We start from the raw sequence: 7,590 nt of genomic DNA, 5'->3' as shown, positions 1-7,590 counted from the left end.
CTGTTCTTTGTCTGCGTGTGTACATAGAGCATCCCGTTATAGGTGTAAATCCCCTTGATTAAGAACTGTATGCCGAAACGCTTGCTACCCAAGTGGCGCACTTTCCGGTCATTGTTCTTGTAGATGCTCTGCATTATCAGTTTCACCAATAGCGGGCTTTCATTCCCCAGTTCCCGGAAATAGATGTTCATCCGGGTATGTGAGAAGTCGGACGTATCTTCATTCTCCAAGAAGTCTTTCATTTCGATGTTGAGCATTTCCGGTTCACGGGCGTACTTGGCGTTGAACGAAAAGAAACTGCCGTCCTCGCAGATAACGGAGAAGTTCGTTTCTCCCGGAAAGCCCTCTGTCGTGGCTTTCACCCTGATTACGTTCTCCGCACCGTCCGCCTTGCCCGCTATGATATGGTTGCTTCCCAAATCGACATAGCGGACGGCGGCGGGGAAGATGATATGCACCGTCTTGGCAAAGGTCACTTCCACGCCATAGGGTGTAACCATTTGGCGGTACGGGAGTTTCCGGGTAATCCCCCGGTACAAGTTGTTGCCAGCCGCATACTTTACGGTGTCAGTGGTTTGTGCGTTTGCCGCACACACGCCCAGCAAGAGGGCGAACATTACAAAAATCTGTTTCATTGCTAATTGAAATTTTAACGGTTGATAAAATGGTTATTGTTGTTTGGCGTAAAGCATCACCCTGTACCCGGCTTTCAGCTTCACTTTCACGGTTCGGAACTTCTTGGCGAGGTAGCCGGACGTTCCTTGCAGCAATCCCCTTGTCACGTCCATAGCCACCTGCTGCCCGGCACTTTGGGCAAAGGAAATGCTTGTACCCAGCCCGCTTCCGATATTCGCCATAGCTTCGTTGAACGCTTCCTGCTCCATAGAGGACGGGACGGACAGCCCCTTTTGCCCGTCCGTGTCGAACACGGCGAGTTCCACCGGGATGATGTTGCCAGCGTACTCAATCGAGGACACCAGTATGTCAAGCCGCTCGCCCTGCACCTTTGCCGTCCCCGCCACGAGGGTATTCTTCGGCACGACTATGTTCCCCGCCTGCATGGGTTCGAGCAGCCGTAGTTTCACCGCCTGCCCGTCCGTCAGGGTTTGGTCTTGGTGGATGCAGGCGGCTACCGTGTTCTTTCCCATAGCGTACCCCGTGCCTACTGCCGTGTTGAAGCCGTAGTTTCGTGGCTGGCTGTAAGCCCGGATGAAGTCGGCATCGCTCATGGGCTGCCGCAATCCCGAAACGGTCGTTTCCCTGACAGCCTGCACCGCCACCGCATCCGGCTTGCGGTCAATGTCGCCCGTTACCGGGACTTGTGCGACTTGTCCCTGCCCGCCGTTCATGTACTTTGCCGCCAGCTCGTAGGACTTTTCCAAGAGTGCCATTTGGTCGTCAGCGGTGGGTGTGGCGTTCTGTTGTTGCAGCCTATCGGTCAGTTCCGCTACCTGCCGCTTCAAGTCCTCTTTTTCCTCGTCCACCGCCGGAGTTTCATAGAACGTGCTTAACTGGCGGTTGATGTCCCGGTAAGCGTTTGCCGAATAAGAAGCACCGCCGCCCCTTTGGGGCTTCGCATCCTCTTCCGGCATCAGGTCGATTTCCGCTTGCGGTTCTTCCGCTTCATCGTTCCCGGTGAAACCGAAGTCCTGCAAGGACTGTATCTTCTCCTGCTGCCTGCGGCTTATCATCGCCTGTTCGTAAGCCTTTTGCTTGTCGGCTATAATCCCGTCCTCTGCGGGCAGGGGTATGTCGGCGTTGAAGCCGCCCACGCTTTCCACGTTCACGTCCTCTTTGCCGGAGGGTGCGAATATCAGGTATATGCACCCGGCAAAGGCAAGGAACATCAGCGGGAAGACTATCATTTTCCTGCGCTGCTGCACCTGCTGCGGGGTAAGTTCCCGTTTGGGTTTATCTTCCTTTTTCGGCTTCCCGTCCGCCTGCGGTACGGTCGTGCCGTTCTCATTCTTCTGTACTTCTTCCATATTGCGGTCTGTTTAAGGGGTTGATACTTTTGGTTGTGTCGTTGCCGTGCAACGGCAGTTGCCTGATGTGTTCTATTTGCAGCCGCCTGCCGTCCCGCTTCCCGATGTTGTAGATTGATGAAACGGTAATGTAGATAGACAAGCCGCCAAGGAAGAAGAACATCACGAGGATAACCGCCAGCCTTTTGCCCGGCGTAATCCGTCCGCACATTCGGCGCAGGCGGTCGTCCGCCCAGTCCCGCACCTTTCCGATGTAGTTTCGTTTTCTTTCCATAAGGCTATCTCTTAATGGTCTGCAAATCCTTGTTCTCGGTAATGGTGAACGCTTCGATGATGAAGCCGTGCGGGTTGTTGTCGCTCCGTGTGGCGTTGAGCAGGCGGCACGAGGTCACAAGGCTTCGCACCGTCAGGCTGCTTTCCCGGACAATCAACTGGCGGGCATACGTGTTCACCTTGTAGGGGTACTGGTCGAAGTCGCACTTCACGCTGTCAATCTCCACCGTCTGCGTGACGTTTCCGGAAATCACCCGGTTGTAGTAGCCCTTTTCCGCCAAGTCCTTGTAATAGTTGAAAGCGGTCTTGTCGGCGAGGAACAGCGAGCGTTTGATGTTGCTTTCGATAGCCCCCTTGTCGGGTGAGAGCGTGAAGAAAAGTTCGTGGAAACGCCGCACGTGCGACTTGGCTTCCACGGGTCTGTTCTGCGCCATGTCCTGCGAGAGTGCCAGCATCAGGCTTTTGCCGTTGTCGAGGACGTATATCTTCTGCCGCTGCTTTTCGGCGAAGCTGTACGAGTTCCACACGGCAAAGCCCGTCACCAGTGCGCACAGGCAGATGAATACCAGCGCAAAGAGCCTGATTTGCCGGAAACTCGTTTCGATGTTCGTTAATGACTTAAATTCCATATACTAAATATTGATGTTGGTTATTTGAGTAGTTTCCCGGTTACTTTCCCGCTTGCCGCACCGACCGCCGCCCCGGCGATTGACCCAGCCCGTGCCACGTTGCGGTTATAGGCAGACGTACCGCCAGCCGACACTATCCAGCTTGCCACCGTTGGAATGGTGAAGTAGCCCACGATGCCGATAATCATAAAGATTACATACACGGTGCTGCTCCCGTCAGGAATGAAATTCGGGTCTGAAAGCTGCTCGATGTCTTTTTGTAGCATCAGGGTTTGTATGCGTGCCAGCACGCTGCTGAACAAGTCCGACACGGGTAGCCACAGGTAAATGGATATATAGCGTGAAATCCACTGGGTCAGCGTGCTTTGGAAACCGTCATAGACGGAAATCGCAAACGCCAGCGGACCCAGTATGCTTAACACGATTAGGAAGAACGTGCGCAGCGTGTCTATAATCAGCCCCGCCGCCTGAAAGAGCATTTCCAGCAGTTCCCTGAACCAGTCCCGGACGGACTTCTTTATATTGTACGCCGCCCTGTCCATATACATACCCGTCATAGTTACCATATCGGAGGGCGACCAGCCCAGTTCTTCCAGTTGCCTGTCAAATTCCTCGTCCGAAGCGAGGTAAGCCGTTTCGGGGCTACGCATCAGGGCTTCATATTCCAGTCGGTCTTTCTGTGCCCGGTATTCGTTCATGTCGAAAGTCTGCGTTTCCATAAGTTGGTTGCACCCTTTCACCACTGGCGACAATACCGTGTTGATAGTCCCCAGCACGAACGTGGGAAAGAACATGATGCACAGCCCCAGCGCAAAGGGACGCAGGAGCGGGTACACGTCTATGGGTTCGGCACGTGCGAGCGACTGCCACACTTTGGCGGCTACATAGAACAGCGCACCCAGCCCGGCTATTCCTTTGGCTACCCCCGTCATGTTGCTGCACAAGGGCATCATTTCATCGTACAGCACCCGCAACACTTGGTGCAGGTTGTCAAAATCCACCGCTGCTAATAACATAGGCATACCGATTTATATGTTACCAGTAGCGTTCATCCGCCGAGCCGTAAAGAGCCAGCACCCGGTCTGTGTCGTTCTTCTTCTTTGCCCGCAGGTAGGACACGGATATGTTCTTTCGGGTGTAGTAGTTCACGAGGTTGCGGTAGTTGAGCAGGCTTTTGTAGGCGTTGTTGATTACCGCCAGCCTTTCGGCATCCGTCAGCGACATACCCGTCACGTTCACTACATTCTTCAAGTCCTGCAACACGTCCGCACTTTCGGAGAGCAGCTTGGCATACCCGGCTGAAATGGCGGTGAGTTCATCCGGCGTGTAGTTCGGGTCAGCCAGCATGTTCTGGTAGTTTCGCACGTAGATTTCGGATATTTCCGCCACCAGTTCAATGGACTTCTTCACCTTGATGCCGCCCTTGACAACGTCGTGTACCGCTTTGAGCGCATCGTAATAGACTTTTCCCTGCTGGAAAATCTTCTGCGCTTCCATGAAGCCGTCCAGCGTGTTTTTGGCTGTGGTGGAAGTCTGCACTATCTGCTTGGTGGTGTTGATGATGCCCTGTGCCAAATTGCCGGGGTCTGACACCACCCACTGTGCGGATGCGTTGCCGATGAAGCAAAGGCATACCGCCATAAGGAGAATTGTTCTTTTCATGTTCCTGATTTTTAAGTTGTTGATGATTGGGGATTACGTTTGCTTTCTGCAAGCCTCTTGATAGCCAGTTCAAGGTTGCCGCCCAGCTTGTCGGCAAGTGCGAACAGTTCCATTTTCTCGCTTTCCTCTGTCGTGAAGGTGTAATATTCTTCCAATGAAACTTCTGTGGCGTACACCGCCGACTGCGTGCCGCCCAGCGAGAAGAAAACTTCCTTGTACTTCCGTCCGGGGTGGTTCGCCATGTTGATAGACAATATCTGCGAACGCTCCTTGTCGGTCAGTCCCAAGAGGTTCTGTATGCTGTCAAACTTGTTGAGATATTTTCTTTGGTCTAACAGGATTTTGCAGTCCGAGTTATTGATGATACTCTCTTTCACGATAGGGGAAGAAATAATATCCTCAATCTCTTGCGTGACTACAATCGCTTCCCCGAAATATTTTCGGACGGTTTTGTAGAGGTAGCGGATATAGTCCGCCATGTTCGCCGATGCAATCGCTTTCCACGCTTCCTCGATTAGTATTAACTTCCTTATTCCCTTTAACTTGCGCATCTTGTTTATAAAGGCTTCCATGATGATGATAGTCGTTACCGGGAATAAAATCTTGTGGTCTTTGATGTTGTCCAACTCAAAGACAATGAAGCGTTTGTGCAACAAATCCAGTTCCTTGTCGGAGTTCAGCAGGTAGTCGTACTCACCGCCACGATAGTACGGTTCAAGCACGTTCAGGAAATTGTTTATGTCAAAATCCTTTTCCCTGACGTTCTTCTGTTCAAGCTGTCGGCGGTAATCATCCCGGACAAACTCGTAGAACGTGTTGAAGCAGGGCGTTACCGAACGGTCTTTGCCTGTCAGTTCGATATAGGCACTCACGGCGTTTGACAACGCCACTTCTTCCGACCGCTTCGGGGCTTCATCATCCCGCTTCCACAGGGTGAGTATAAGGGTCTTGATGCTCTCTTTCTTCTCTATGTCGAATACCCCGTCCTCGACATAGAACGGGTTGAACGCTATCGGGTTCTCGTTGGTGTAGGTGAAATAAATCCCGTCCTCGCCGTGCGTGCGGTTGTGGATAAGCTGGGACAGCCCCAAGTAACTGTTACCCGTATCTACCAGCAGCACGTGCGCCCCCTGCTCGTAATACTGACGCACCATGTGGTTGGTAAAGAAAGACTTACCCGACCCGCTCGGCCCAAGTATGAACTTGTTGCGGTTGGTCGTGATGCCTTTCTTCATGGGCAAATCCGATATGTCGATATGCAGCGGGCGACCGCTCACCCTGTCCACCATTTTGATGCCGAACGGCGAAAGCGAACTCTTGTAGTTCGTTTCTTCCACGAACAGGCAGAGAGCCTGCCCCAAGAACGTGTAGAAACTTTCCTCTGCGGGGAAGTCCGCTTCGTTTCCGGGTATGCCCGCCCAAAAGAGCGTGGGCGTATCGACCGTGTTGTGGCGTGGCTTGCACTCCATTAGCGCAAGCTGGCTTCCCACATCGTTGCGTATGCGTTTGAGTTCTTCCCGGTCGTCACTCCATGCCATGACGTTGCAGTGGCAGCGCACCGATACAAGCCCCTTGCTGTGCGCTTCGTTCAGGTACTCGTCTATCCATTCCTTGTTCACTTGGTTGGCACGGGAATAACGGGAGAGCGATTGCATGTTCCGGGCGGTCTGCTCGAAGTTCTTCAGGTTTTCGGCGTGGTCGTCTATGAAGATGAACTGGTTATAGACGTGGTTGCACGACAACAGCACGCCCACCGGGGCGGCGAATGACAGTCGGCAGTCGCTCCGGTCAGTGGACAGCTTCTCAAACCGTGTGTCCGTCCCGACCTTTCCGGGCAAATCTTCCACGTCCGAAAGCGTGTGCAGGCACAGTATGTCGTCCCCGACACGCATTTCTTCCGGGTACAGCCCGATGTCTTTCAGGCAGGTGGTATCTGTCTGCGATAGCGAGAAGTATTTCTCGATGATGCCCGCCTTTCCGTCCTGCCCGGTGATTTCCGATGCCGCCAGCCGGGTAAGGGTGACAAACCCGCTGTCGTTCATAATCCTTTCAAACTGCCCGACCGCTTCGATGAACTTTGCCGCCGCTTCCTTGTCGGCTATCTCCTGCGGTACAATCCTGCCCCGGCATAGGGTGGAGAAGTCGCTCTGTCGGCGGCTTCTCTCCCTTGTCGTCTTTGTCAGGAACAGGTAGCAGTAATGGTTCAGGAACGGGCGTTCATTGAAGTGCCGTTCAAAGGAGCGGCTTAAAAAACTAAGCTCGTCCCTTTCCGTGTCGGGCTGGTAGTTCTCCTTGATGAAGAAGTCCTGCTTGTGTACTATGGAGTAGTCGGGCAGCACCTTGATTGCCTTGTACCATGCCGAATGTATGGCTTCGTACTCGGCACTGGTGACGGTGAACAGTTCGGGCAGTTCCACCCTGAAAGCCACCGTTATGTCCGCATCCTTTGAAATGATGCAGCCGTTCTCCACCGCCAAAAGGGGGAATTTCCTTTCCAGCGTGGTAGCCTTTAACATATTTCTCATGGTCTTTCTTCCTTTCTTTTTTTGTAGGTGAATAATCGGGGTATCGCCTTTCGGCTGATAATGAAGCGTGGATGCCGTTTGCGTGCGGCGGCTTTCATCAGCCCGTGCGTGCCGTACTTGGCGTTGAGCCGGAACGTCTGCCACACGAGCAGCAGCGAAGCCGACACGATGAAACCGATACATAGCCACTGGTTCACGCCCGCCATGAACAGGACGATGAACACCACGAAGACGGCGAGCAAGCCGCCGCAAAAGATAAAGAGGTACTGGCTTTTCAGCCCCTTGAACTCCACGGGCTTCCCGATACCCCTGTTTACCTGATATTTTTCGGGCTTAGCCCTCAACAACTCGTCAGACATAGCCGCAGGTTTAGAGGAAGAACGAGCGCAGGATAGTGGCGGCTACAATCAGGAAGATGCACGCCCCGAACCAACTGGCGGCGGTCTTTGAGGTGTCGGGGTCGCCGCTTGAGTCGAGTAGGTCAGCCCCCTTACGGGAGCTTTCCCCTCTAAGAAC

The 7,590-nt window shown here is 53.4% G+C and carries 9 protein-coding genes; all 9 read right to left on the bottom strand.

What is annotated here, in order from left to right; translation table 11 throughout:
* A partial coding sequence (gene traN / locus DXA54_RS24515; protein WP_120080913.1) for a conjugative transposon protein TraN occupies positions 1 to 635 on the bottom strand: 635 nt, incomplete at its 3' end.
* Between the two features lie 33 nt (positions 636 to 668).
* Positions 669 to 1,985, bottom strand: a complete 1,317-nt coding sequence (traM, locus tag DXA54_RS24510; RefSeq protein ID WP_120080901.1) for a conjugative transposon protein TraM — start codon at positions 1,983 to 1,985, stop codon at positions 669 to 671.
* Positions 1,963 to 2,259, bottom strand: coding sequence for a TraL conjugative transposon family protein (locus DXA54_RS24505; RefSeq protein ID WP_007754134.1), 297 nt, complete (start codon positions 2,257 to 2,259; stop codon positions 1,963 to 1,965). The genes traM and DXA54_RS24505 overlap by 23 nt, the downstream gene beginning before the upstream one ends.
* Before the next feature lie 4 nt (positions 2,260 to 2,263).
* A complete protein-coding gene (gene traK, locus DXA54_RS24500; RefSeq protein WP_004325451.1) occupies positions 2,264 to 2,887 on the bottom strand; it encodes a conjugative transposon protein TraK in 624 nt (207 codons plus the stop codon).
* 20 nt (positions 2,888 to 2,907) lie between these two features.
* Positions 2,908 to 3,903: a conjugative transposon protein TraJ gene (gene traJ / locus DXA54_RS24495; RefSeq protein WP_028728967.1), complete on the bottom strand. Its 996-nt coding sequence runs from the start codon at positions 3,901 to 3,903 to the stop codon at positions 2,908 to 2,910.
* A gap of 19 nt (positions 3,904 to 3,922) precedes the next feature.
* Positions 3,923 to 4,549, bottom strand: coding sequence for a DUF4141 domain-containing protein (locus DXA54_RS24490; RefSeq protein WP_007566703.1), 627 nt, complete (start codon positions 4,547 to 4,549; stop codon positions 3,923 to 3,925).
* Positions 4,550 to 4,560: 11 nt separating this feature from the next.
* Positions 4,561 to 7,074: a TraG family conjugative transposon ATPase gene (locus tag DXA54_RS24485; protein WP_007566701.1), complete on the bottom strand. Its 2,514-nt coding sequence runs from the start codon at positions 7,072 to 7,074 to the stop codon at positions 4,561 to 4,563.
* A complete protein-coding gene (locus DXA54_RS24480; protein WP_007566699.1) occupies positions 7,071 to 7,433 on the bottom strand; it encodes a DUF4133 domain-containing protein in 363 nt (120 codons plus the stop codon). Before DXA54_RS24480 ends, DXA54_RS24485 begins: the two co-directional genes overlap by 4 nt.
* A gap of 10 nt (positions 7,434 to 7,443) precedes the next feature.
* Positions 7,444 to 7,590 (bottom strand): DUF4134 family protein (locus DXA54_RS24475; RefSeq protein WP_118326110.1); only part of this gene is annotated, 147 nt, incomplete at its 5' end.

Source organism: Bacteroides sp. OF03-11BH (genome assembly GCF_003604005.1).
Taxonomy (GTDB): domain Bacteria; phylum Bacteroidota; class Bacteroidia; order Bacteroidales; family Bacteroidaceae; genus Bacteroides; species Bacteroides ovatus.
The sequence above is the reverse complement of the archived record's forward strand: the minus strand, read 5'-3'. Positions and strand labels throughout refer to the sequence as shown.

Bases quoted from the DNA above. Each gene is read 5' to 3' on its own strand.
- DXA54_RS24480 (WP_007566699.1), bottom strand. From the start codon at position 7,433: ATGTCTGACGAGTTGTTGAGGGCTAAGCCCGAAAAATATCAGGTAAAC.
- DXA54_RS24490 (WP_007566703.1), bottom strand. From the start codon at position 4,549: ATGAAAAGAACAATTCTCCTTATGGCGGTATGCCTTTGCTTCATCGGC.
- traM (WP_120080901.1), bottom strand. From the start codon at position 1,985: ATGGAAGAAGTACAGAAGAATGAGAACGGCACGACCGTACCGCAGGCG.
- DXA54_RS24485 (WP_007566701.1), bottom strand. From the start codon at position 7,074: ATGAGAAATATGTTAAAGGCTACCACGCTGGAAAGGAAATTCCCCCTT.
- DXA54_RS24505 (WP_007754134.1), bottom strand. From the start codon at position 2,259: ATGGAAAGAAAACGAAACTACATCGGAAAGGTGCGGGACTGGGCGGAC.
- traJ (WP_028728967.1), bottom strand. From the start codon at position 3,903: ATGTTATTAGCAGCGGTGGATTTTGACAACCTGCACCAAGTGTTGCGG.
- traK (WP_004325451.1), bottom strand. From the start codon at position 2,887: ATGGAATTTAAGTCATTAACGAACATCGAAACGAGTTTCCGGCAAATC.